The following is a 24,429-nucleotide window of genomic DNA, read 5'->3' on the forward strand; positions in this document are numbered from 1 at the left end:
AGCCGCGCGTCACTCCGCGTCGAACCGGAAACCCACGCCGCGCACGGTGACGATCCGGCGCTGCGGGCCGGTGTCGTCGCCGATCTTCCGACGCAGCCAGGAGATGTGCATGTCCAGGGTCTTCGAGCCGCGCAGGTCGGAGTCGCCCCAGACCTCGGCCAGGATCTCCTCGCGGGTGAGCAACCGCCCCGCGTGCTCCATCAGGAACCGCAGCAGCTCGAACTCCTTGTTGGCGAGCGCGATGTCGGCACGGTCGACGGTGACCCGGCGCGCGGTCGCGTCGAGGCGGATCCCGCCGGCCTCGACGACCTCGGGCGCGTCGTGCGCGGGGGCGCTGCGCCGCAGGAGGGCACGGGTCCGGGCCATGAGCTCGAACATGCGGAAGGGCTTGCCGACGTAGTCGTCGGCGCCCGCGTCGAGGCCCACCACGAAGTCCATCTCGTCGGTCCGGGCGGTGAGCATGAGCACGCCCATGTCCGGCCGCGCGGCGCGGACCTCACGGCACACCTCGAGCCCGTCCAGCTCGGGGAGCCCCAGGTCGAGGATGAGCAGGGCGTACTCCTCGTCGAGCGCACGTTGCAGGGCATCGGTCCCGGTGCCCGCCACGTCCACGTCGTAGCCCTCGCGCGTCAGCGCGCGCGCCAGCGGCGATGCGATCGCCTCGTCGTCCTCGGCCAGGAGCACCTTGGGTGTCATGACCGCCGAGGATACTCCGCCGGCCCCGCGGCGTCCGCGTCGTCGAGCGCGTCGACCAGGAGCGCGTGCGTCGCGGCGATGCGCGGCACGTCCGGGAAGTCGAGCGGATCCTCGCCGGCGGACTCGACGGTCAGCACGCCGCTGCGCAGCATCCGGTCGACGAGCCGCTGGTGGTACTGCACGGAGTTGATCCGGCGCAGTGGGATGTCGATGCCGCGGCGGCGCACGATGCCGGAGCGGAACATGATCCGCAGGTCGGTGACCACGAGGTGGGTCGCGCGCCAGACCGCCCAGGGCCGCAGCGTCCACCAGCCGATGACGCCGCCCCACACCACGACGATCGCGAGCAGCAGCCAGTCCGGCAGCGCACCGTCGAGCTTCGCGCGGCTGAGCAGCCCCAGCGCGACGCCCCCGGCCGCGCACGCGGCGAACAGCACCAGCACCGGCACGATCATCCGGGTGGCGTGCGGCCTGGTGTGCAGCAGGACGCGCTCGTCGTCGATGAGCGCCTTCGCGGGAAAGCCCACGATCAGGCCGGACGCAGATGCGTCACGTCGCCGGCGGAGAGGACGTGCCGGGCACCCGCCTCGTCCTCGACGACGATCCGCCCCTCGACGTCGACGTCGACGGCCGTCCCGAGCAGGATCTCGTCGGCCGGGAGCTCCACCCGGACCCGCTGCCCGACGGTGACGCAGGCGGCCAGGTACTCGGCGCGCGCCGCGACGGGGTCGTCGGCCCAGGCCGCGAGGCCCGCGTCGAGATGCCGCAGGTAGGCGACGGCCAGCGCGGTGCGGTCGGGCTCGCGAGCGCCGGCCAGCTGGAGCGAGGTCGCGGTCTCGACGGGCACGTCGGCCGCGGCGAGCGTGGTGTTCAGGCCCGTACCGATCACCGCGACGAGCGCACCGTCGGGGCTCGTGGCGAGCTCGGAGAGGATGCCGGCCGTCTTACCGCCGCGCCCCCCGGGCTCGGCCTCGAGCAGGACGTCGTTGGGCCACTTGAGCCCGGCGGACAGGCCCGTCACCTCCCGCACGGCGGCCACCGCGGCCACGCCCGTCACCAGCGAGAGCCAACCCGCGCGCGGCGCCGCGGCGGCGGGCACGGCCACCGTCACCGAGATGGACAGCTGGGTCCCGGCCGGCGCGGACCACGGACGCAGGTGCCGGCCGCGGCCGGCGGTCTGGACGTCGGCGATGAGGACGCGACCGGGCTCGTCGCCCCGGCGGACGCCGTCGGCGAGGTCGGCGTTCGTCGAGCCGGTGGTGGGCACCACCGACACCTGATGCCAGCGCGTGCCGCGCACGGCTGCGGCGATCGCCGCCTGATCGGGGAGCACCACGACGTCCTCCTTCTATGGGCAGTGCGGTTCGGAACCGACTCTATTGGTTAGAGTCGGTCCTATGACGAGTGCCTCCACCACCGACGGCGCCTCCGGCGCCGGCAACCCCGCTGACGCCGCGCCCAGCATTCACACCACCGCCGGCAAGCTGGCGGCCTTCCGCGCGAAGGACGCCGAGGCGATGGCCCCGATGGGGCAGGCGGCGATCGACAAGGTGCACGAGAAGGGCCGCCTGACGGCGCGCGAGCGCGTGCTGGCGCTGCTCGACGAGGGCTCCTTCGTGGAGCTGGACAAGCTGGCGCAGCACCGCTCCACCAACTTCGGCATGGCGGCGCGCCGTCCCGTGGGCGACGGCGTGGTGGCGGGCTACGGCACCATCGACGGCCGCGAGGTGTGCGTCTTCAGCCAGGACTCCACCGTCTTCGGCGGCTCACTCGGCGAGGTCTACGGCGAGAAGATCGTCAAGGTCATGGACCTGGCCACCAAGACCGGCCGCCCGCTGGTCGGCATCATCGACGGTGCGGGTGCCCGCATCCAGGAGGGCGTGGTCTCGCTCGCCCTGTACTCGCAGATCTTCTTCCGCAACACGCAGGCCTCGGGCGTCATCCCGCAGATCTCCGTGGTGATGGGCGCCGCTGCGGGCGGGCACGTCTACTCCCCCGCCCTGACCGACTTCGTGGTGATGGTGGACCACGAGAGCCAGATGTTCATCACCGGCCCGGACGTCATCAAGTCCGTGACCGGCGAGGAGGTCACCAAGGAGGAACTGGGCGGCGCCCAGACCCACATGACCAAGTCGGGCACGGCGCACTACGTCGCCTCCGGCGAGCAGGACGCGCTGGACTACGTCCGCGAGCTGCTCACCTACCTGCCCTCGAACAACCGCGCCGAGGCCCCGCGCTTCGTCCCGACGGACCCGCTCACGGGCTCCATCGAGGACTCGATCAACGACGAGGACCGCGAGCTGGACACGCTGATCCCGGACTCGCCGAACCAGCCCTACGACATGCACGAGGTCATCCGCCGGCTGCTCGACGACGACGAGTTCCTCGAGATCCAGCCGCAGCGCGCGATGAACATCATCGTCGGCTTCGGCCGCATCGACGGCCGCAGCGTCGGCATCGTCGCCAACCAGCCCACCCAGCTGGCCGGCTGCCTCGACATCGACGCCTCGGAGAAGGCCGCCCGCTTCGTGCGCTTCTGCGACGCCTTCAACATCCCGATCGTCACCCTGGTCGACGTGCCCGGCTTCCTGCCCGGCACGGGCCAGGAGTACGACGGCATCATCCGCCGCGGCGCGAAGCTGCTCTACGCCTACGGCGAGGCCACGGTCCCGAAGATCACCGTCGTCACCCGCAAGGCCTACGGCGGCGCGTACTGCGTGATGGGCAGCAAGGACATGGGCGCCGATATCAACCTCGCGTGGCCCACCGCCCAGTTCGCGGTGATGGGCGCGAGCGGCGCGGTCGGCTTCGTCTACCGCAAGGAGCTCGCGGAGGCCGCCGAGAAGGGCGAGGACGTCGACGCCCTGCGCCTGAAGCTGCAGCAGGAGTACGAGGACACGCTGGTCAACCCGTACGTGGCGGCCGAGCGCGGCTACGTCGACGCGGTGATCCCGCCGTCGCACACCCGCGGCCAGATCGTCACGGCGCTGAACATGCTCGAGCGCAAGGTGGTCGCCACCCTGCCCAAGAAGCACGGGAACATCCCGCTGTGAGCGCGGACGAGAAGGCCGTGGAGCCCGTCACCCCGAACGCCGCGGACGTCGAGAAGCTGCGTGCGGCGATCCGGTTCGAGAAGGGCAATCCCTCGGACGCGGACGTCGCAGCCGTGGTCGCGGTTCTCGCCGCGGCCACGAGTTCCTCGCCGCAGGCCGGCCCGGCCGGCCCGAAGTCGCTCTGGGGCGACAACCGCGACCGGATGCGGCCGCAGTACTTCAACGGTCCCAACGCCTTCACCAGCCAGACGCCGCTGTTCTGGACGAAGGGCTCTTGACCTCGTCCGTCCGCCTCGTGCTCGCGTCGGCCTCGCCGGCGCGGCTGAGCGTGCTGCGCGCCGCCGGCACCTCCCCGCTCGTCTCGGTCTCCCAGGTCGACGAGGACGCGATCCTCGCCGATCTCGGGCCGGACGTCGCGCACGAGGACGCCGTCGCCGCGCTGGCCCGCGCCAAGGCGCACGACGTGGTCGGACGGATCCTCACCGACGGCCCGGTGCCCGGACGCGCCGTCGTCATCGGATGCGATTCGATGCTCTCGATCGACGGGGACCTCGTCGGCAAGCCGCACACCCCCGAGATCGCGGCCGCCCGCTGGCGCGCGATGCGCGGCCGCACCGGGCGCCTCCTCACGGGGCACTGCGCTGTCCTCCTGGCCGACGGTGCCGTCGCCGGCGAGGCATCCGGGACCCGCTCCACGACGCTGCGCTTCGGCGCGCCGTCGGACGCCGAGATCGACGCCTACGTCGCGACGGGCGAACCCCTGCAGGTGGCCGGCGGCTTCACCCTCGACGGTCTCGGCGGCTGGTTCCTCGAGGGCGTGGACGGCGATCCGAGCTCGGTGATCGGCATCTCGCTCCCGCTGACCCGCGCGCTGCTCGCCGAGCTCGGCGTCAGCGTCACCGACCTCTGGTGAGACGAGCCGGCGGAGGGCGCGAAGAAACGTCAGGGTTTCCGCATTACGCTCCCGGTACACTCGTTGACAGTGCCTGCTGCCCGCAACAGGAGGAGCGCTGATGACCGCGGAACCCTGGGTTGAGCCGGAACCCGATGATCCATCGCAGATCCTGGCGGTGCTGCCAAGCCCATGGCATCGCCAGTTCCTGGCCGAGTACCGTGCAGCGCTCGACTCCGCCCGCGGTGACCTCGGACAATGGGCGGAGCTACGCGCCGTGCTCCACCGATGGCGGCTTCGCGCTGTCGCGTACTCGGCACCCGGTTTCGAGGCCGCCGCAGCAGCTGCGCGGGCGACGGATGCGAAGAATCTGCACCCCATTCCGGGGTGGGAAGCCCGGCGTTGAGCTATCAGCCCAGGATGATCGATCCTGCGCTCACGCAGTATCACGCCCTCGTGAGCACTAACGACCTCGCGCACGATGCCTTCGTCGCACGTGTGGCGGAACTCGTCAACGCTCCGTGGGACTCCTGGCCGACTCGTCCCACGGGGCAGCCCGAGTACCGAGACGCGCAATTCGGAGTCCACGGCATGCTGTCTTTCCTGATCGATGACGAGGCCGAGCTACTGATCATTTTCAGCATCGTGTGGATCGGATAGCGCCCGGTCGCAGTTCCAGATGTTCCGTCAGCTGCGGCCCGGCCGGGCCTGACCTTCACCATCGCGGACGTGGTGGACCTCACAGGATTTCTGTTGCAGATCATGTAATCATCGCGTTAACGCCGGGAGAGCGGTACGTTTCCGCAGCTCCGGCACGTCGTCGCAGACATCCCTCCCGTACACCGTCCGAGCTGGGCGAACACCGAAACGGACCCGCGACCGGTTCGTTAACACCCCTGGTCAAGGGTCCGCGCGCGTGACGAGCGACACCACTCGTTTGCCTCGCAAAAGGAATGAACGCCGTCTTAGCTTCATTGCCATGACCACGACGCTTCGTCCCCTCGCCTCGTCCGAGATCGGGTTCGTGGGTCCGCACCCCACCACGTGCGCCTTCGAGCTGACCGTGCGCGGCCCGCTCGATCACGACGCCCTCGCCGACGCCTTCACCGCCCTGCGCATCGAGCATCCCGCGCTCGACGCGACGGTCGCGCCCGCCGGCGACGGCTACGCCTTCGCCTCCCCGGCCGCCTCCTGCGGCGGCGCCCCGATCACCTCCGGCGCGCAGGCTCCGCTCGTCGACCCCGCGCGGGCCCTCGCCCGCCTGCACACGACCTCCATCGGCGACCGGCACCGCGTCGCCCTCGCCGTCAACCACGCGCTCGCCGACGGGACGCACCTGCTCGCACTGCTCGACCGGCTCTGGTCGCACTACACGGCCCTGATCCGCACCGGCGCGACGGACGTCCGCGCGCCGCACCCGTTCCCCGGCTCCGCCCAGCGGGTCCTCGCCACCCTCGACGTTCCGAAGGTCAGCACCGGCCGCGCCCGGCTCGACGGTGCGCGGTGGTACGGCAGCGCGCCGGTCCTCTCCTCCGCCACGACGGACGCCACGGCGGACGACCCGGCCGACGGGGCGGTGCTCCCCGAGACCACCTCCCTGCGCTTCTCCGCCGAGACCACGGCGCAGCTCCTCGCCGCGAGCGAAGGGATCGGGGTGAGCGCCCTGCTCTCCGGGATCCTGCTCGCCGGCGAGCGGAGCGGATTCCTCGACGAGGATCCCGCCGCTCCCGTCCGGATCGGCGCCATGACCCTCGTCGACCTGCGCCGCCGGGTGCGGCCGCAACTCGACGCCACAGAGGTCACCAACTTCGTGGGTGCCTCGTACTCCGCCCCCGACCTCAGCGCCGCCACCGAGCCCGCCGCGGTGGGCGAGGAGCTCTCCCGGACGGTCCGCCGCGACATCCGGAGCGGCCGCGCACTCGCCGCCCTCGCGCTCGCCGCCGCGTCGACCGAGATGCCCGAGCCCCCGGTGGTCCTCAGCCACCTCGGACCGATCGACGTCACGCTGCCCGACGACCTGGTCGCGGAGGATCTGCGCCCGATCGTGTCCATGGACTCGGCGGCGCTGCACGTGCCGGCCGGGCCGCGCCGGGCGGCACCGTCGGCCACGATCCACCAGGTCTGGACCTTCCGCGGGCGCCTCGGAATCGACGCGATCACCCTCGGCGGCACCGCCACCGTGGCCGCCCGCACCGCGGTGACCGACCGGATCGACACCCTCGTCCACGCCGCCGCCCGCCGCGCCGCGGCCTGACCGCCGACCGTCACCCCAGGAGAGCTCATGCAGAACCACCGCCCCCTCACCTTCTCCGAGGCCTCCTTCGTGCGTCCCACCTCACGCGAGGTGATCGGCACGTCCTACGAGCTGCGCGGGACCGTCGACCGCACGGCCCTGCGCTCCGCCTTCAGCGCCCTGCTCGAGGAGTACCCCGTGCTCGAGGCGCGCATCGTGCAGGTCAAGGGCCGGCCGCACTTTGCGCCCGGCGACCCCGCCGTGGCCGCGGCGATCGGGTTCCGGGAGAACCCGACCCCCTGGTCGGGGTACGAGCAGACGCCGCCGTGGTTCGTCGGCTCGGAGCAGCTCGCGGCCCTCGTGCTCACCGGGACCGGCGAGCGCTACCGCCTCACCCTGTGGGTCAGCCACGCCGCCACCGACGGCTCCGGCATCCTCGCGATCGCGGGCCGGCTGTTCGAGCTGTACACCGCCCTGGCGAGCGGCGCGACGCCGATCGTCCGGCGCGCCCGCGACTTCCCCGCCGAACCGCACCTGGTGATGGCGGCCCGGGGCCACACGGCGGAGGAGCTCGACTACGAGGAGCGGCTGGCCGGCACGGTCTGGCACGGCGCGATCCCGGACCGGTTCCCCGACGAGCCCGGCCCCGACGTCGACGACGTCCTGCGCGTGCGGTTCGGCGCGCACGAGACCGCGGCGCTCGCCGCCTCCGCCCGCGCCCACGGCGTCTCGTCCCACGCCCTGGTCAGCGCGCTGATCGCCCGGGCGGAGCTCGCCGAATGCGCCGCGGGGGCGCGGGTCGCGCTGCTCACCCCGGTCGACTTCCGCGGCCGGGTGGACCCGCCCATCCCGCTGCGCTCGGTGACCGCGCTGTGCGGCTTCTCCTACGTGGCCGTCGGCGACGGCCCGGTCGAGGAGATCGCGCGCACCGTCGCCGACCGCATCCGGTCCGACGTGCGCGACGGGACCGTCCTGCGGACCTCCGTCAGCCCGATGCCGGACCCGCGGACCCGGCGCCACGGCCCGCCCGTGCTGATCAGCAACCTCGGCGAGGTGCCGGCACCGGTCACGCCCGCGGGGCTGGAGGTCCTCGACTTCCACGCGCAGATCGTGCGGAGCGCCGCCGGGATCCGCGAGTACGCCGCGGCCGCGGGCGGGAGCGTCCCTCAGTCGCCGCTCGGCACGAGCTACCTCGTCTCGGCCTTCGGCGACCGCCTCTCGGTGGAACTGCGGGCGCTGCCGGGAACCGTCGACGACGCGGTCCGCCGGCGGCTCCTCGACCGCATCGTCGCCGGGGTGCACGGGCTGATCACGATCGGCACCGCCGCATGACGGCCCCGCTCGCCGACACGCAGTCGCCGCCCGCGCCGCCGGTGGCGCTGCTCATCGACATCGCCATCCAGCTGGGCGTGTACTTCTCGCTGCGCTACCTGGTGGGCACCGGCCAGCTCATCGCGCTGGTGACAGGTACCTCCTTGGTGGCGGCGCGGATCCTCGTCCGCTCGGCGGTGCGGCGCTCCGTCGATCCGCTCGAACTGTTCACGCTCACGCTGCTCGGCGCGTCGATCACCGCGGCCGCGATCTCCGGCAGCCCGCGCGTGATCCTGCTGGTGGAAACGGCCATCGGCGCGCTCATGGCGGTCGCGATCGCCGCCGGACTGGTGCTGCGGCGCCCGGCCGTCGCGACGCTCGTGATGCGGCTGGTGGTGCGCGGCGACACGGCCCGCGCGCACCGGTGGAACCTGCGGGTCCGCGGCGAGCGCGGCTGCAGCCGCGCCCTCGGAGCGGTCGACCCGCTGTGGCTGGTCGCCGTCGTGCTCAGCACCACCGCCTCGATGACCGCGGCGCTGACCCTGCCGATCGACTACGCGGTGCTCTCCTGCCAGCTGATCCCGCTGCTGGTCGCCGTGCCCGTGCTCCCGCTGACGCTGCTGCTCCTGCGGCCGGTGCGGGCGGCCCTCGGCGACCCGTCCGGCACCGTCGACCCGGCCGCCCCGGTGCCGGCCCGGCCCACGCGACCCGACTTCCACCCGACCGTCGAAAGGACCCACTGACATGAAGGTCTGCATCCTCGCCATGGGCAGCCGTGGCGACGTCCAGCCGACGATCGCGATCGGGCTCGCGCTGCGCGCCCGCGGGCACGACGTCACCATCGCGGCCATGGGCGATCCGCTCGTGCGGCTCATCCGGTCGGCGGGCCTGGACGCGCACCGGCTCAACGACTTCGTGCCGGACTACGACGACGACTACCGCGACGTGATCCATCGCCCCGTCGAGCGGATGCGCGCGTACGGGCGCTGGCTGCTGCGCAACATCGCCACCATCTCCCGCGAGACGGAGACCGTCTGCCGGGACGCCGACGTGGTGCTGACCCACTCCGACGCCGTCGACTTCGCCCTGCCGATCACCCGGCGCACCGGTGCGACGATCATCAGCTACCGGTTCTTCCCCGGCACCGTCAACAGCGCGTACCCGATGACCCAGTACACGCCCGCGGGGATCACCAGCGGTGTGCTCTCCCGCTCGCCGCGCATGGTCAAGCGCGCCACCTGGGCGCTGGGCGACTCGTTCACCTGGACGCACGTGCGGGCGGCCGTGAACTTCCACCGGATGTCGGTGGGCGAGGCGCCCTACCGCTCGCGGCGGGCGAAGAACCGCGATGCCAACGAGATCGTCGACCTGCAGCTCTACGACCCCGCGCTCACGCCGGACCTGGTGCCCGAGTTCAGCCGGACCCGCCCCATGCTCGGCTTCCTCGAGGTGCCCGCCGACGCCTGGCAGCGCGAGGGCGAGCGCGAACGCACCGACGCCGACCTCATGGCCTGGCTGGCAGCCGGGGACGCGCCCATCTACTGGGGCTTCGGGAGCATGCGGGTCGCCGACCCGGACGCCCTCGCCCGGACCTTCGCGCAGGTGTGCGCCGAGCGCGGCCGACGGGGCCTCATCGTCGCCGGGTGGAGCGACCTGCGCGGCGCCGACCTGGGCGAGCACATCCGCGTCGTCGACGAGGTCGTGCACGCCGACGTGCTGCCGCACTGCGCCGCGGCGGTGCACCACGGCGGCGCGGGCACCACGGCCGCCTCGCTGCGTGCCGGGCTGCCCACGCTGATCTGCCCGGTCCTCGCCGACCAGCCCTTCTGGGGCGCCCGGGTCACCGACCTCGGCGTCGGCGCCTGCCTGCCGATGCGCAGCGTCACCGTCGACCGCCTGCATGCGGCGTTCGACCTGCTCCTCGATCCGGCCACCCGCCGCCGCGCCCAGCGCATCTCCTCCCTGATCGACCTGGGCGACATCCCGGCGCGGCGCGCCGCCACGATCATCGAGTCGATCGCCGAGGACGACGGCGTGGACGTGCGCACCGTCGCGCCGCCGGCCGCGGACGACGGCGTGGAGGTACGCACCGTGCCGCCGCTCGTGGCGCCCGACACCGTCGACTTCGACACCGCCACGGTGGTCTCGCTCGCCGGACTGGAGGTATGAGATGCCCCGACGTTCCCTCACCCCGCTCGAGGTTCCCTACGTCCTCACCGGGACGGTCTCCAGCGGCGGTTTCGTGGTCCGCGGCCCCGTCGACGCCGACCGTCTCGCCGGCGCCTTCGGCGCGCTCCGTCGCGAGTACCCGGTGCTCGCGGGCCGCATCGAGCAGCACGCCTACGGCTTCGACCTCGTCACCCCCGATGCGCCGCCGACGGCCGCCGCCGCCGGGATCGCCGTCGAGCTGCGCCCGTTCGAGCCCGGCGACGTCCGCCTCGGAATCGACGTGGACAACGCCGTCGCGGCGGTGCAGCTCGTCTCGGACGGCGACCTGCACCGGGTCACGCTCGGCGTGAGCCACGCGATCGCCGACGGGGCGCACGCCCTGTTCCTCAACCTCCGCCTCTGGGAGCTCTACTCGGGCGCCGAGACCACCGCGCCCGCCGACCCGCCCGCCGCGCCCACCGACTTCGTGGACCGACTGGGCGGGGCGGGGACGCCGCCCGAGCACGCCGCGGTCCGGGTGGAGTCCGCCGCGCGCACGCCCACCGCGGAGGACGTCGACACGGCCGACTTCGCCTTCGACCGGATCCGCCTCGACGCCGACGCGACCGACGCGCTCCGCCGCCGCGCCAAGGAGGCGGGCCTGAGCCTGCACGGCCTTCTCGCGGGCATCATCGTCGCGGCGGAACGCGCAGAGCACGCGCGGCCCGGCGACGAGGCCGTCCCGATGGCCGTCTTCAGCCCCGTCGACCTGCGGGCGCGAGCGGTACCGCCGGTCCCGGCCACCGCCGTCACCAACTTCGCCGGCTCGTCGACGGTGCCGCTGGCCGTACGGGGCGATGCGACGCCGGAGGAGATCGGCCGGGCCGTGCTCGAGCGCCTGCGCTCGGACCTCGCCGACGGCACCGTCGTGGCCGCGCTGACGGGCGCCGAGACCGTCCCCATCACGGGCGGGGTTCCCGTGCGGCTGAGCAACATCGGGGCGATCCCGGCACCGTCGACCCCGGACGGGGTGACCGCGGAGGACTTCTACACCAGCTCCGAGGTCGACATCGAGCGGATCCGCGCGGTCGTGCGCAGCGCCCCGCCCGAGGCCCTGGCCCCGCTGGTCGGCCTGCACCACCACGCGTGCACCTTCGACGGTCGCCTCTCGATCGAGTTGCGGCACGCCCCGGGCACCCTGTCGCCCGAGGCCGTCCGCCGGATCCGGGACCGGATCGAGGCGAGCCTGGTCGGCGCGGGGGTCGCCGTATGACGGACGAGCTGCTCGCCTTCGTCGACCAGGGCGCGGCGTCGGGCACCCGGGCCACGGGCCGCAACGCCCTGATCCAGGTGGTGTGGACCTACGACGAGGGCGTCGACCTGGCGGGCCTCGAACGGTTCCGCTCGGCGTTGACGACGGGGCTCCTCGGCCGCCGGGTCGCACACTCGCCGCTCCCCTTCGGCCGCGACCGCTGGGTGGCGTCCACCGCCGCGCCGCGGATCGCGGTCGAAGCCGTGCCCCGCCCGCGCGAGGCCGTCGACGCCTGGCTCGACGAGCGCGCCGCCGCGCCCATCGACCCCTGGTCCGGCCCGGGCTGGCACCTCGCGGTGCTGCCGCTGACCGACGGTGGCTCCGCGGTCACGCTCGTCGTCTCGCACGTCCTCGCCGACGGGGTGGGGGCCGCGACCGCCGTCGCCGAAGCCGTCCTGGGCGTCTCGCGCGACCTGCCCTACCCGCGGGAGGCGGCATCGCCCGTCCGCGCCGCCCTGCGCGACGCCGCCCTCACGGCGCGCGGACTGCCCGCCGCCGCCCGCGCCGCGGCCGCGGCGGCCCGCCTGGCCCGGGGACGCCTCGAGCACAGCGGCGAGGCCCGCGAGCACCCCGTCGGGCCCGATCGGTGGACGGTCTCGCACCTCGACCGACCGGCGCTCGCCGCCCGCGCCGAGGCGCTCGGCGGTACCGAGTCCACGCTGCTGTTCCGCAGCACCGCGATCATCGCAGCGGAGCTCGGCTGGGTGCGGCCCGACGGGCAGGCCGTGTTGGGACTGTCCGTGAACCGGCGCGAGGAGGGCGACCTGCGCGGCAACGCGATCATCGACGCGGAGCTCCTCGTCAATCCCGCCGCCGGGCCCGAGGGGGCCGTCGCGTTGCGCGCCGACGTGAAGGGCGCGCTGGGCGCACTCCCCGACGCCGGCCGCTACGACGCCTTCGGTCCGCTGATCACGCTGCTCCCGCGCCGGACGCTGGCCGCGCTGATCGACGCACCGCCCGACCCTCGGCACCCCGTGACCACCTGCGCCGGCGTCGGGGCGCTGCCCGCGCCCGTCGGCGCGCCCGACGGCACCCCCGCCGACCGCACGTGGTTCCGGCTGGCGTGGTCGGCCCTGCCGGGCCGGATCGTCGCGGACCGGCCGCCGTACCTCTACGTGGGCTGGACCGGGACGCAGCACGAGGTCTCGCTGTTCGCGGCCACCAATCTCGCCGCCGGCGCCGGCCTGCCCGGCATCGTCGAGCGGGCGGCCCACGATTACGTGGCGCGCTGAGCGGTCGGGGACGGACGCCTCGACGGGTCGCGGCGGCGCGTCCGGACGGTCCGGGGGCTAGGCTGGCGGTCGTGGCTATCGAGACCGATCCGAGCGCGGAACTCCAGGACTACGCACACCCCGAGCGCCTCGTCACCGCCGATTGGCTGAGCGGGCACCTCGGTGTCCCCGGTCTCAAGGTGATCGAGTCCGACGAGGACGTGCTCCTCTACGACATCGGGCACATCCCGACGGCGCAGAAGGTCGACTGGCACCTGCACCTCAACGACCCCGTGACCCGCGACTACATCACCGGCGAGCAGTTCGCGGAGCTCATGCGCAGCAAGGGCATCAGCCGCGACGACACCGTGGTGATCTACGGCGACAAGTCGAACTGGTGGGCCGCGTACGCCCTGTGGGTGTTCACGCTGTTCGGTCACCCGGACGTGCGCCTGCTCGACGGTGGCCGGGACAAGTGGATCAGCGATGCGCGCGACGTCTCGCTCGAGCAGCCCGAGTACCCGCGCAGCGACTACCCGGTGGTCGAGCGGAACGACGAGGCGATCCGCGCCTTCGCCGCCGAGGTCCGAGCGGATCTCGGCCGCCGCGCCCTCGTCGACGTGCGCTCGCCGCAGGAGTACACCGGCGAGCGCACCCACATGCCCGACTACCCGGAGGAGGGCGCCCTGCGCGGCGGCCACATCCCCACCGCGGTGTCGATCCCGTGGGCGAAGGCCGCGCGCCAGGACGGGCGCTTCCTCCCCCACGCGGACCTGCTCGAGGTGTACGGCGGGCTCGATCCGAAGGCGCCGGTCACGGCGTACTGCCGGATCGGCGAACGGTCGAGCCACACCTGGTTCGTCCTGACCCATCTCCTGGGCTTCGAGGACGTCAAGAACTACGACGGTTCCTGGACCGAGTGGGGCAACACCGTCCGGGCGCCCATCGTGCGCGGTACGGAGCCGGGCGCGGCGCCGGCCTCCGTCTCGGCATGAGCGGCCTCCCCGCGCCGCTCGCGGAGATCGTCGACGACTTCGCCGGGGTCGGCGAAGCGGACCGGCTCGAGCTCCTGCTGGAGTTCTCCCGCGAACTCCCCGAGCTCCCGGAGCACCTGACCGCGGCGGCGATGGAACCCGTCCCCGAGTGCCAGTCGCCGCTGTTCCTCGACGTCGACGCCTCGGACCCGGAGGCCGTCCGGCTGTACTTCAGCGCGCCGCCGGAGGCGCCCACCACCCGCGGCTTCGCATCGATCCTCGCGCAGGGCCTCGACGGACAGTCCGCCGCGGCCATCGCCGCCGTCCCCGACGACTTCCACCACGCCCTCGGGCTCGACTCGGTGGTCAGCCCGCTGCGGCTGCGCGGCATGTCGGCGATGCTCACCCGCATCAAGCGCCGGCTCGCCGGCTAGCACCGGTCCGCCGAGCGAGCACCGCCATGCAATTCACCGAGCTGGACGCGTACCCCCTGCGCCCGGGTGAACTGCGCAACTGGATCCCCACCACCGGCCCCGCCGCCCGTTGGCGCGACGACCCCCGCGCCACGTCGCACGTGCACGAGGCGCACCTGCGGGGCGCGCAGGCGATCCTGCGGCGCCGCCACATCGACGGCGGCCGCGAGTCCTGGCTCGGCCTCGGCGTCGAGTTCGACGAGCCGCTGTCCATCCCCGGGCTGCGGTCCGCGCTGCGCACCTGGATCGACCGGCACGAGGTGCTCCGCACCCACGTCTTCCTCGATGACGAGGACCGGCCGCGCCGGCGCAGCGCGCAGACCGACACCGTCGACCTGCGGATCAGGACCGTGGGCACCTACCGCTCCACCGGCCCCCTCGCCGAGCAGCTGCTCGGCGAGTTCGACCGGTCCACCGCGCCCCTGACCTGGCCCGCCTACATGTTCTCCACGGTCTCCCGGGAGGACTCCTTCACCCTGTTCTTCGCCGCGGACCACTCCCTGCTCGACGGCTACTCCCTGATCCTGAGCCCCTACGAGCTGCGCGAGCTCTACCGGGAGGCCACCGGCGGCGAACCCGCCCGCCTCCTGCCCACCGGCAGCTACGTGAACTACTCGGACACCGACCGGCAGTCCGCCGACCGCGCGGACGCGAATCACCCCGCGGCCCGGATGTGGGACGAGTACCTGAGTGAGACGGACTTTCGCCCCGATCCCTTCCCCATGCCGCTGCTCCCGCTCAGCGCCAAGCAGCTCGCCGACGAGACCCGGGCGGCGCTGAGCGCCGACGCCGACGGCGTGCCCCGGCTCCCGCAGGGCGCGCTCAACTTCCACCTGCTCGACGACGACCGGGCCAACAACTTCGCCCGCGTCTGCTCCGAATCCGGCGCCTCCCTGGTGACGGGCGTGCTGGCGTGCATGGCGAAGATCAACACCGACCTGGGCTTCGGGCCCGTCTTCCGGTGCGCGGTCACCCGGCACACCCGCGACGCCGAACAGTGGATCGCGGCGCTGGGCTGGTTCGTCGGCATCGCCCCGTTCCGGATCGACACCACGGGCGGCCGCACCTTCGGTGAGCTGGCGCAGCGCGCCCAAGCGGCGTGGAAGCCCTCGAAGGTCGGCAGCACCCTGCCGTACCTGCGGATCGGCGAGATCCTCGCCGCCGAGCCCGATGCGGACGGCGCCCCGCCCCTGCCGCGACGGGCGGCTCCGCCGCCGAAGTTCGTGGTGTCCTTCATGGACACCCGCTCCGCCCCCGGTTCGGACGTCAACGACCTCGGGGGCGCGGGCGCGCTCCGCTCGCGCGACTACTCGATCGACGACGTCTACCTGTGGCTGCTGCGCACACCGTCCGGCCTGCACGTCGCGGCCCGGTTCCCGGGCTTCGAGACCGCGCGCCGGAGCGTGACCCTGTATCTCGGCGCGCTCCGGTCGATGGTGACCGAAATAGGCGATGCGACGGTTCCGCGCGACTGACCCGACCGAGCAGGGACTGTCGGCAGGGCGACCAGTGACTAGGCATACACTCGTCAGGAGGTTGAGCCCGACGGGACAACGATGGCGGCGCGGTGCCCGCGCGCGCCGATACGGAACGAGGAGACTTGAGTGGCAGCCCACGCTGACAAGAAGATCGAGAAGGTACTCATCGCCAACCGCGGTGAGATCGCCGTCCGCGTCATCCGCGCCGCCCGGGACGCCGGCCTGACCAGCGTCGCCGTGTACGCGGAGCCGGACGCCGAGGCCAAGTTCGTGCGCCTCGCCGACGAGGCCTTCGCCCTGGGTGGGCAGACCTCGGCCGAGTCCTACCTGGTCTTCGACAAGATCCTCGACGCCGCACGCAAGTCCGGCGCCGACGCGATCCACCCCGGCTACGGCTTCCTGTCCGAGAACGCCGACTTCGCGCAGGCCGTCATCGACGCGGGCCTGACCTGGATCGGCCCGTCGCCGGCCTCCATCCGCGACCTGGGTGACAAGGTCACCGCCCGGCACATCGCCGAGCGCGCGAACGCCCCGATGGCGCCCGGGACCAAGGACCCGGTGAAGGACGCCGACGAGGTCGTCGCCTTCGCGAAGGAGTACGGCGTACCCGTCGCCATCAAGGCCGCGTTCGGCGGCGGCGGCCGCGGTATGAAGGTCGCGTACACCATCGAGGAGATCCCCGAGCTGTTCGAGTCCGCCACCCGCGAGGCCACGGCCGCGTTCGGCCGCGGTGAGTGCTTCGTCGAGCGCTACCTGGACAAGGCCCGCCACGTCGAGGCGCAGGTCATCGCCGACCAGCACGGCAACGTCGTCGTCGCCGGCACCCGCGACTGCTCGCTGCAGCGGCGTTTCCAGAAGCTGGTCGAGGAGGCGCCCGCCCCCTTCCTCACCGACGAGCAGCGCACCGCCATCCACGAGTCGGCCAAGCGCATCTGTCGCGAGGCGGGCTACTACGGCGCCGGCACCGTCGAGTTCCTCGTCGCCGCCGACGGCCTGGTCAGCTTCCTCGAGGTCAACACCCGCCTGCAGGTCGAGCACCCGGTCACCGAGGAGACCGCGGGCATCGACCTCGTGCGCCAGCAGTTCCGCATCGCCGAGGGCAAGGAGCTGGAGATCACGGAGGATCCCACTCCCCGCGGCCACAGCTTCGAGTTCCGCATCAACGGCGAGGACGCCGGCCGCGGCTTCCTGCCCGCCCCCGGCCCGATCAGCGTCTACCGCGAGCCCGCCGGCCCCGGCGTGCGCGTCGACTCCGGCGTGGACCAGGGCGACGTCATCGGCGGCCAGTTCGACTCGATGCTCGCCAAGCTCATCGTGACCGGCGAGAACCGTCAGCAGGCGCTGGAGCGCTCGCGCCGCGCGCTGGCCGAGTTCCAGGTCGAGGGCCTCGCCACGGTCATCCCGTTCCACCGGCACATCGTGGAGAACCCCGCGTTCGTCGGGGATGAGAACGGCTTCGAGGTCTACACCAAGTGGATCGAGACCGATTGGGAGAACCCGATCGAGCCGTACACCGGTGGCCAGGCCATCGAGGAGGACGACGCGCTCCCCCGCCAGAACGTGGTCGTGGTCGTCGACGGCCGCCGCGTCGAGGTCTCCCTGCCCGGCGAGCTCTCGCTCGGCGGTGGCGGCGCGGCCGGCGGCGCCGGCGTGATCCGTCGCAAGCCGAAGCCGCGCACCCGCGACCGCGGCGCCGGCGTCGCCGCGACCGGCGATTCCGTGACCGCGCCCATGCAGGGCACCGTCGTCAAGGTGGCCGTCGAGGACGGCCAGCAGGTCAGCGCGGGCGACCTCGTCGTGGTCCTCGAGGCCATGAAGATGGAGAACCCCGTGGCCGCGCACAAGGACGGCGTCGTCACCGGCCTGGCCGTCGAGCCCGGCACCGCCGTCACGCAGGGCACCGTCCTGCTGGAGATCAAGTCCGACGAGGCCTGAGCCTCCCGGAATCTCGTACATGGACCCGATCGGCCTGAACGTCGGGGCGTGGTACCTCACGGAACTGCGCCCCGACGCCTGGCTGGCCGACGAGGCCTACACCTGGGCCGTCCGGGTCAACACGACCGGCGAGTCGATCGGCGAGGTGACGCTGTTGCCGTCCGGTGAGGTCACCGTCGACGGCGCGGACAGCGAGGGCCTGCGCACCGCCCGCGCCGCGGTGGAGCGGTTCGGCGCGTCGCTGTAGCGAAATCCCCGTGCCGGGGCGCCGGACGCGCCATGATCGTGGCATGGCGAGAAAGCCGGAGCCCCCGAAGGGCCCACCCAGCATCAGCGAATCGGTCAACGACCTCGTCGACTCGGTGCGCGCGGCCGCCGGCAAGGCGATGAACAACACCGGCCGCACCGTGACGAGTGTCGGCAAGCTCAGTACCGTCCCGCCGGACACCATCGAGCTGATCGCCGAGCTGCCGAAGGTGATGCTCGCGATGGCGGACATGATCGAGCGGGCCAACAACGTGATCGACCGCGTCGAACGGCTCACCGCCGTCGCCGACCCCGCGCTCAACACCCTCGACGCGGTGCTCCCCCCGCTGGTCGACGTCACGAACCGGTTGAGCGACGTCCAGCGCGGCGTGAACAAGCTGCCGGGCGTCAGTCACCTCCGCAAGGCCACGGGTCTCAGCGACTGACGGCTTGCGCGCCGTCAGCCGAACGGGTTCAGCGTGCGGACGCCCACCCCCTCGAAGTCAAGCGTGTTCCGAGTCACCAGGGTGAGATCGTGCGCGATCGCCGTCGCGGCGATGAGTGAGTCCACGATCGGCAGCGTCCGCCCGGCCGCGGAGATCTCGCCCCAGCGCTGCGCGACGGCGACGTCCACGTCGAGGATGCGCGCACCGTACTGGATCTCGACCTCGTCGATCCACTCCGCGATGCGCCGGGCGCGCACGGGCTCCCTCCGCGCCAGCTTCCGCTCGCCCTTCCGCAGTTCGCCGACCGTGAGCGCGCTGATGTAGTCGGCCTCGGCGGCGCCGCTCATCCACTCCAGGAGCGCGACATTCGGTCTGGTCTTGACCAGCTCGGAGATGACGTTGGTGTCGAAGAGGAACCGGTTCACTCCTCGAACAGCCTCTCCGTGCGATCCGGTTCCACCGTCCGCTCGGGAATCTCCAAGTCGTCGACCTTCGGCGCGGACAGGAGGAACTCCCGGAAGGACGGCTTCCGCTCCCCACCGTGTGTAGCGCGGAAGTCCTCGATGTCCACGACCACGGCGATGGGATCGCCGTGCCGGGTGATCACCTGAGGCTCCCCCGTCCCGACGGCGCGCAGCAGCTCACTGAGTCGCTGCTTGGCCTCCTGGACCTGCCACTCCCTCATACCGCACGGTACCGCCGTTCCATCCAGACTGTCCAGACCGTCCAGATGGAATGGCCGCCGGCCCCGCCCCGTCAGGGCCAGGTGATGACCCCGCGCTGGAAGGTCTGCGAGAAGGTGCCGCTCGCGGAGCGGATCTCCGGCCCCGTCGGGTAGCCGTACTTGCCGGACTCGCGCTTCTCGGCGCTCCACTTGACGAGGATCTCGCCCCACACCGGCCACGCGCCGCTGGCGGGCGACCAGTAGATGACGCCGCCCTGGAAGGCGTTCATCGCGCCGGTGACGGCGTTGAACGGGCCGCGCGCGTGCACCTCGTCGGTAATGGGGTAGCCGAGCGGGCCGTTCTCCCACCGATTCTCGCCCCACTTCGCCCGGATCGCGCCGCCGACCTGGTGCGCATTGCCCCCGTCGGCCGCGGGGTGCCAGTAGAACGACGCCTGGTTCTTGAAGGTCTGGAACTTCCCGCCGCGACCGGCGTTCGACTCCGGGATGAGCGGCACACCCCAGGTCGGGACCCCGCCGGTGGCGAAGTAGGAGACCTCGATCTGACCCTTGACCAGGTAAGCCCCGACCTTCTGGTCGGCCCTGGCGACGGCGGTCACGGCGCCGCTGATACCCACGGCGAGGGCCGCCGCGGCGACGACGCCCCGGAACCAGGCGCGACGGTGACTGTTCGACGAGACGTACGTGGTCATAGGAGCTCCTTAGGTCCGTACCTGCAGAACATCATGAATCACAACAATCACACAGGCAACAACAACCACAGGTGTGTCGTGGTCCGGCGTCCGCGTCGCCGCACCTGTCAGTGCCCTGGGCCATGATGAAGCCATGCCGGACGCCCTCCGGGCGTTCACGCCCGCCACCGCCGAGTGGTTCACCGAATCCTTCGCCGCGCCCACCGCGGCGCAGTCCGGCGCGTGGCGCTCGATCGCGGCGGGGAACAACACGCTGGTGGTGGCGCCCACCGGCTCCGGCAAAACGCTGTCGGCCTTCCTCTGGGCGCTCGATCGGCTCGCCGCGCGGCCCCCGGACGACGATGCCCGGGGCACGTCGGTGCTCTACATCTCGCCGCTCAAGGCGCTCGCGGTCGACGTGGAACGCAACCTGCGCGCCCCGCTCGCCGGCATCTCGCGCGTCCGGGAGCGGCGGGGCGAGCCGGCGCCGGCGGTCACCGTCGGGGTGCGCTCGGGCGACACGCCCGCCCAGCAGCGGCGGCAACTGGTCCGCACCCCGCCGGACATCCTCATCACCACGCCGGAATCGCTCTTCCTCATGCTCACCTCGCAGGCCCGCGAGTCGCTGGCGCAGGTGCACACCGTGATCGTCGACGAGGTGCACGCCGTCGCGGGTACCAAGCGCGGCACCCACCTCGCGCTGTCCCTGGAGCGGCTCGACGCGCTGCTGGAGCGGCCGGCGCAGCGGATCGGGCTGTCGGCCACCGTCGAGCCGGCGCAGGAGGTCGCGGCCTTCCTGGGCGGGCCGCGCCCCGCGACGGTGGTGCGCCCGCCCTCGCAGAAGGAGTTCGAACTCAGCGTCACGGTGCCCGTCCCGGACATGACGGAGCTGGACGTGATCTCGGACGATCCCGATGAGCCGGTGCAGCAGGGCTCGCTGTGGCCGCACGTGGAGTCGGCCATCGTGGAGCTGATCGAGCGGCATCGCTCCACCATCGTCTTCGCCAATTCCCGCCGGCTGGCCGAGCGACTCACGGCCCGGATCAACGAGCTGGCCGCCGGAGTGCATGCCGGTCCGCCCAACCCGGCCGTCGCCGGCGGCTCACCGGCGCTCGTGCTCGGCAGCGGGCAGACGCACGGCGCGGAGGCGGTGCTCGCGCGGGCGCACCACGGCTCGGTGAGCAAGGAGCAGCGGGCGCTCATCGAGGACGATCTGAAATCGGGCCGGCTGCGCTGCGTGGTCGCCACCTCCAGCCTGGAGCTCGGGATCGACATGGGCGCGGTCGATCTGGTGATCCAGGTCGAGGCCCCGCCGTCGGTGGCCGCGGGACTGCAGCGCGTGGGCCGCGCCGGGCACCAGGTCGGCGAGCCCAGCCGCGGCGTCTTCTTCCCCAAGCACCGCACGGACCTGCTGCACAGCACCGTCACCGTCCAGCGGATGCGCGAGGGCGCGATCGAGAAGCTCGTCGTGCCGCGCAACCCGCTCGACGTGCTGGCCCAGCAGACCATCGCCGCCGCGGCCATGGACGTGCTCGACGTGCACGAGTGGCTGGCCCTGGTGCGGCGAGCACATCCGTACGCCGCGCTGCCGGACTCGGCGTACGAGGCGGTGCTGGACCTGATCTCGGGCCGCTATCCCGCCGAGGATTTCGGGGAGCTGCGGCCGCGCGTGGTGTGGGACCGCGACGCCGGCACGCTGACGGGGCGGCCCGGCGCGGGCCGGCTCGCGGTCACGTCCGGCGGCGCCATCCCCGACCGCGGCCTGTTCGGCGTGTTCATGATCGGCGAGAAGGCCTCCCGCGTGGGCGAGCTCGACGAGGAGATGGTCTACGAGTCCCGCGTGGGCGATGTCTTCGCGCTCGGCGCCACCAGCTGGAAGATCGAGGAGATCACGCACGATCGCGTGCTGGTCTCCCCCGCGTTCGGCAAGCCCGGGCGGCTGCCCTTCTGGATCGGCGACACGGTCGGTCGCCCGGCCGAGCTGGGCCGCGCCATCGGCCGGTTCACCCGCGAGTTCACGGCGCTGCCCGCCCAGGAACAGCGCGCGCGGGCTGGGCAGGTGGGCCTCGGCGAGTGGGCCACCGACAACCTGATCGCCCTCCTCGACGAGCAGCAGCAGGCGACGGGCGTCCTCCCGACCGACCGCACCCTCGTCGTGGAGCGCTTCCGCGACGAACTCGGCGACTGGCGGGTGGCGCTGCACTCCCCGCTCGGGATGAAGGTGCACGCGCCGTGGGCGCTCGCGATCGGCGCGCGCCTGAACGCGGAACTGGGCCTGTCCGGCGCCGTCACCGCCACGGACGACGGGATCCTCGTCCGGCTGCCGGACACCGACGACACCCCGCCGGGCGCCGAGCTCTTCCGCTTCGAGCCGGACGAGATCGACGCGCTGGTCACCGATGCCGTGGGGTCGAGCGCGCTGTTCGCCTCCCGGTTCCGCGAGTGCGCGGCCCGCGCCCTGCTGCTGCCGCGCCGCGACCCCGGCAAGCGGGCGCCGCTGTGGCAACAGCGGCAGCGGGCCAGCCAGCTGCTCGAGGTGGCGCGCGGCTACCCGCAGTTCCCCATCGTGCTCGAGGCCGTCCGCGAGTGCCTGCAGGACGTCTACGACGTGCCGGAACTCATCGCGGTGCACCGCGCGCTCGACGCGCGCACCGTCCGGCTCGCGGAGGTGGAGACGGTCGCGCCCTCGCCCTTCGCCGCGTCGCTGCTGTTCAGCTACGTCGGCGCGTTCATGTACGAGGGCGATGCGCCGCTGGCCGAGCGGCGCGCGGCGGTGCTCAGCCTGGACCCGGCGGTGCTCTCCCAGCTGCTGGGCCGGGTCGAGCTGACCGAGCTGCTGGACGCCGAGATCCTGGCGGAGATCGCGGCCCAGCTGCAGCGCACGGCGGCCGGCTACCGCGCCCGCACGACGGAGCAGGTGGCGGACCTGATCCGCGAGCTGGGCCCGCTCACGCGCGCAGAGATCGCCGGGCGGTCCGACGCTGCCCCCGGCGCGGTCGACGAGCTCCTCGCCGCGGGCCGGGTCTTCGAGTACGGCGACGGCTGGATCGCGGCCGTCGAGGACGCGGCGCGACTGCGCGACGGCCTGGGCGTCCCACTGCAGCCTGGCATCGCGTCGGCCTTCACCGATGCCGTGCCGGACCCGGTGGGCGACCTGGTCGCGCGGTACGCCCGCCGGCACGGCCCGTTCACCGCCGCCGAGGTCGCGGCGCGGTACGGGCTGGGCGTCGCGGTGGTGCAGCGTCCGCTCGGCGACCTCGTCGCGGCGCGGCGGGTGATCGAGGGCCGCTTCGTCCCGGAGGAGTCCGGCCCCGGCGACGGCATCCCGCAGTTCTGCGACGCCGAGGTACTGCGCCGCATCCGCCAGCGCAGCCTCGCCCGGCTCCGGCAGGACGTGGAGCCGGTGCCCGAGCGCGCGTACGCCGAGTTCCTCGCCGGCTGGCACCACCTCACGGCGCCGCTGCGCGGCATCGACGGCGTCGCCGCGGTCATCGACCAGCTCGCCGGCGTCCCGATCCCCGCCTCCGCGTGGGAGTCGCTCGTGCTGCCGCAGCGCGTCACGGACTACTCGCCGGCGATGCTCGACGAGCTCACCGGCACCGGCGAGGTGGTCTGGACGGGGCACGGCGCGATCGGCGCCCAGGACGGCTGGATCGCCTTCCACCCCGCCGACCTCGCCCCGCTGACCCTGCCCCCGCCCGCGCCCCTCGACACCACCGCCCCGCACGAGGCGATCGAGGACGCGGTCCGCGGCGGCGGCGCCTACTTCTACCGGCAGCTCACCGGCGCCACGCCGGACGCGCTGTGGGACCTGGTCTGGGCGGGCCGGCTCACGGGCGACACCTTCGCGCCGGTCCGGGCGCGCCTCGCCGGCGGCCGCCGGGCCACGGCGCACCGCACGGCGCGGAGGACGCCGCGGGCGCGCTACCGGGTGGCGGTCGATCAGGCGCCGCCCATGGTCGCCGGACGGTGGTCCCTACCGCCCGCGCCGGCCGAGGCGAGCGCCACTGAACAGTCCGCGGCCATCGCCGAGCAGTTGCTGGAACGGTACGGCGTGGTCACCCGCGGCGCGGTGATGGCCGAGCACGTCGAAGGCGGCTTCGCCCGCGTGTACCGCACCCTCGCCGCGTTCGAGGAGTCCGGCAAGGCACGCCGCGGCTACTTCATCGAGCGTCTCGGTGCCGCCCAGTTCGCGCGGGGCGGCACCGTCGACGCCCTGCGGGACGCGGCGTCCGCGCTCGAGCGGGCCGAGCAGCGGGGCGAGACCTCCGCGCGGGTCCTCGCCGCCACCGACCCGGCCAACCCGTACGGCGCCGCCCTCCCCTGGCCCGACCGCGGCGACGAGGGGGCGCGCCCCGGCCGCAAGGCCGGCGCCGTCGTCGTCCTGGTCGACGGTGCGCTGGCGCTCTTCGTCGAGCGCGGCGGCCGCACGCTGCTGACCTTCACCGACGCTCCGGAAGCCGCCCTGACGGCGCTCGCCGGCGCCGCGCCCAGGATCGGGGGCCTCACCATCGAGAAGGTCGACGGTGCCCCCGCCCTCACCTCTCCCCTGGCCGGCGCTCTCGCCGCCGCCGGCTTCGCCCGCACCCCCAAGGGCCTGCGCATCCGAAGTTGAGTGGTTCAAAACAAGGGTCGACCGCGAAGTTGAGTAGTTCAATTCGCTGT

24 protein-coding genes are annotated in these 24,429 nt (G+C 73.1%); 18 read left to right on the forward strand and 6 right to left on the reverse strand.

Going from position 1 to position 24,429, the window contains the following annotated elements; translation table 11 throughout:
* Positions 1-9: 9 nt before the first annotated feature.
* The 3 genes from AC21LY_RS15855 to AC21LY_RS15865 are packed head-to-tail and all read right to left on the reverse strand — an operon-like array spanning position 10 to position 2,032.
* Positions 10-696: a response regulator transcription factor gene (locus AC21LY_RS15855; protein WP_489047482.1), complete on the reverse strand. Its 687-nt coding sequence runs from the start codon at positions 694-696 to the stop codon at positions 10-12.
* A complete protein-coding gene (locus AC21LY_RS15860) occupies positions 693-1,223 on the reverse strand; it encodes a PH domain-containing protein (RefSeq protein WP_489047483.1) in 531 nt (176 codons plus the stop codon). Before AC21LY_RS15860 ends, AC21LY_RS15855 begins: the two co-directional genes overlap by 4 nt.
* A 2-nt stretch (positions 1,224-1,225) precedes the next feature.
* Positions 1,226-2,032: a biotin--[acetyl-CoA-carboxylase] ligase gene (locus tag AC21LY_RS15865; protein ID WP_489047484.1), complete on the reverse strand. Its 807-nt coding sequence runs from the start codon at positions 2,030-2,032 to the stop codon at positions 1,226-1,228.
* A 61-nt stretch (positions 2,033-2,093) separates the two neighbouring features.
* On the opposite strand from AC21LY_RS15865, the gene AC21LY_RS15870 reads away from it, so the two are divergent.
* From AC21LY_RS15870 to AC21LY_RS15950, 17 genes are all read left to right on the forward strand, one after another.
* Entirely contained in the window at positions 2,094-3,749 is a 1,656-nt protein-coding gene (locus AC21LY_RS15870) for an acyl-CoA carboxylase subunit beta (protein ID WP_489047485.1), read from the forward strand.
* Entirely contained in the window at positions 3,746-4,027 is a 282-nt protein-coding gene (locus AC21LY_RS15875; protein ID WP_489047486.1) for an acyl-CoA carboxylase epsilon subunit, read from the forward strand. The genes AC21LY_RS15870 and AC21LY_RS15875 overlap by 4 nt, the downstream gene beginning before the upstream one ends.
* A gap of 17 nt (positions 4,028-4,044) precedes the next feature.
* A complete protein-coding gene (locus tag AC21LY_RS15880; RefSeq protein WP_489047544.1) occupies positions 4,045-4,662 on the forward strand; it encodes a Maf family protein in 618 nt (205 codons plus the stop codon).
* A 100-nt stretch (positions 4,663-4,762) separates the two neighbouring features.
* Positions 4,763-5,047 (forward strand): DUF6247 family protein, encoded by a 285-nt coding sequence (locus AC21LY_RS15885; RefSeq protein ID WP_489047487.1) that lies wholly within the window; start codon positions 4,763-4,765, stop codon positions 5,045-5,047.
* Positions 5,048-5,061: 14 nt separating this feature from the next.
* Positions 5,062-5,301 (forward strand): hypothetical protein, encoded by a 240-nt coding sequence (locus AC21LY_RS15890; protein ID WP_489047488.1) that lies wholly within the window; start codon positions 5,062-5,064, stop codon positions 5,299-5,301.
* A gap of 319 nt (positions 5,302-5,620) precedes the next feature.
* A complete protein-coding gene (locus AC21LY_RS15895; protein ID WP_489047489.1) occupies positions 5,621-6,895 on the forward strand; it encodes a phthiocerol/phthiodiolone dimycocerosyl transferase family protein in 1,275 nt (424 codons plus the stop codon).
* A 27-nt stretch (positions 6,896-6,922) separates the two neighbouring features.
* Entirely contained in the window at positions 6,923-8,206 is a 1,284-nt protein-coding gene (locus AC21LY_RS15900; RefSeq protein ID WP_489047490.1) for a phthiocerol/phthiodiolone dimycocerosyl transferase family protein, read from the forward strand.
* A complete protein-coding gene (locus AC21LY_RS15905; RefSeq protein WP_489047492.1) occupies positions 8,203-8,928 on the forward strand; it encodes a VC0807 family protein in 726 nt (241 codons plus the stop codon). Before AC21LY_RS15900 ends, AC21LY_RS15905 begins: the two co-directional genes overlap by 4 nt.
* A 1-nt stretch (position 8,929) precedes the next feature.
* Positions 8,930-10,354, forward strand: a complete 1,425-nt coding sequence (locus AC21LY_RS15910) for a glycosyltransferase (RefSeq protein ID WP_489047493.1) — start codon at positions 8,930-8,932, stop codon at positions 10,352-10,354.
* Position 10,355: 1 nt separating this feature from the next.
* Positions 10,356-11,606, forward strand: coding sequence for a phthiocerol/phthiodiolone dimycocerosyl transferase family protein (locus AC21LY_RS15915; protein ID WP_489047494.1), 1,251 nt, complete (start codon positions 10,356-10,358; stop codon positions 11,604-11,606).
* Positions 11,603-12,877 (forward strand): hypothetical protein, encoded by a 1,275-nt coding sequence (locus AC21LY_RS15920; protein WP_489047495.1) that lies wholly within the window; start codon positions 11,603-11,605, stop codon positions 12,875-12,877. Before AC21LY_RS15915 ends, AC21LY_RS15920 begins: the two co-directional genes overlap by 4 nt.
* 71 nt (positions 12,878-12,948) lie before the next feature.
* Positions 12,949-13,851, forward strand: coding sequence for a sulfurtransferase (locus AC21LY_RS15925; protein WP_489047496.1), 903 nt, complete (start codon positions 12,949-12,951; stop codon positions 13,849-13,851).
* Positions 13,848-14,264 (forward strand): SufE family protein, encoded by a 417-nt coding sequence (locus AC21LY_RS15930; protein WP_489047497.1) that lies wholly within the window; start codon positions 13,848-13,850, stop codon positions 14,262-14,264. Before AC21LY_RS15925 ends, AC21LY_RS15930 begins: the two co-directional genes overlap by 4 nt.
* A gap of 26 nt (positions 14,265-14,290) precedes the next feature.
* Positions 14,291-15,778 carry a condensation domain-containing protein gene (locus AC21LY_RS15935; RefSeq protein WP_489047498.1) on the forward strand — a complete coding sequence of 496 codons (1,488 nt, stop codon included), beginning with the start codon at positions 14,291-14,293 and terminating at the stop codon, positions 15,776-15,778.
* Positions 15,779-15,907: 129 nt separating this feature from the next.
* Entirely contained in the window at positions 15,908-17,716 is a 1,809-nt protein-coding gene (locus AC21LY_RS15940; protein ID WP_489047499.1) for an acetyl/propionyl/methylcrotonyl-CoA carboxylase subunit alpha, read from the forward strand.
* A 19-nt stretch (positions 17,717-17,735) separates the two neighbouring features.
* Positions 17,736-17,963 carry a hypothetical protein gene (locus AC21LY_RS15945; RefSeq protein ID WP_489047500.1) on the forward strand — a complete coding sequence of 76 codons (228 nt, stop codon included), beginning with the start codon at positions 17,736-17,738 and terminating at the stop codon, positions 17,961-17,963.
* Positions 17,964-18,006: 43 nt separating this feature from the next.
* Positions 18,007-18,408 carry a hypothetical protein gene (locus AC21LY_RS15950; protein WP_489047501.1) on the forward strand — a complete coding sequence of 134 codons (402 nt, stop codon included), beginning with the start codon at positions 18,007-18,009 and terminating at the stop codon, positions 18,406-18,408.
* A gap of 14 nt (positions 18,409-18,422) precedes the next feature.
* Here AC21LY_RS15950 and AC21LY_RS15955 read toward each other — a convergent pair whose 3' ends face one another.
* From AC21LY_RS15955 to AC21LY_RS15965, 3 genes are all read right to left on the reverse strand, one after another.
* Positions 18,423-18,833 carry a type II toxin-antitoxin system VapC family toxin gene (locus AC21LY_RS15955; RefSeq protein ID WP_489047502.1) on the reverse strand — a complete coding sequence of 137 codons (411 nt, stop codon included), beginning with the start codon at positions 18,831-18,833 and terminating at the stop codon, positions 18,423-18,425.
* The gene (locus tag AC21LY_RS15960) at positions 18,830-19,093 is read right to left on the reverse strand and encodes a type II toxin-antitoxin system Phd/YefM family antitoxin (protein ID WP_489047503.1); all 264 of its coding nucleotides are present in this window, start codon (positions 19,091-19,093) and stop codon (positions 18,830-18,832) included. The genes AC21LY_RS15955 and AC21LY_RS15960 overlap by 4 nt, the downstream gene beginning before the upstream one ends.
* Positions 19,094-19,164: 71 nt before the next feature.
* Positions 19,165-19,785: an LGFP repeat-containing protein gene (locus AC21LY_RS15965; RefSeq protein ID WP_489047505.1), complete on the reverse strand. Its 621-nt coding sequence runs from the start codon at positions 19,783-19,785 to the stop codon at positions 19,165-19,167.
* 133 nt (positions 19,786-19,918) lie between these two features.
* On the opposite strand from AC21LY_RS15965, the gene AC21LY_RS15970 reads away from it, so the two are divergent.
* Entirely contained in the window at positions 19,919-24,379 is a 4,461-nt protein-coding gene (locus tag AC21LY_RS15970; RefSeq protein WP_489047506.1) for an ATP-dependent helicase, read from the forward strand.
* The last annotated feature ends 50 nt before the right edge of the window (positions 24,380-24,429 follow it).

The sequence above is a fragment of the Tsukamurella sp. II2bb genome (assembly GCF_057815145.1).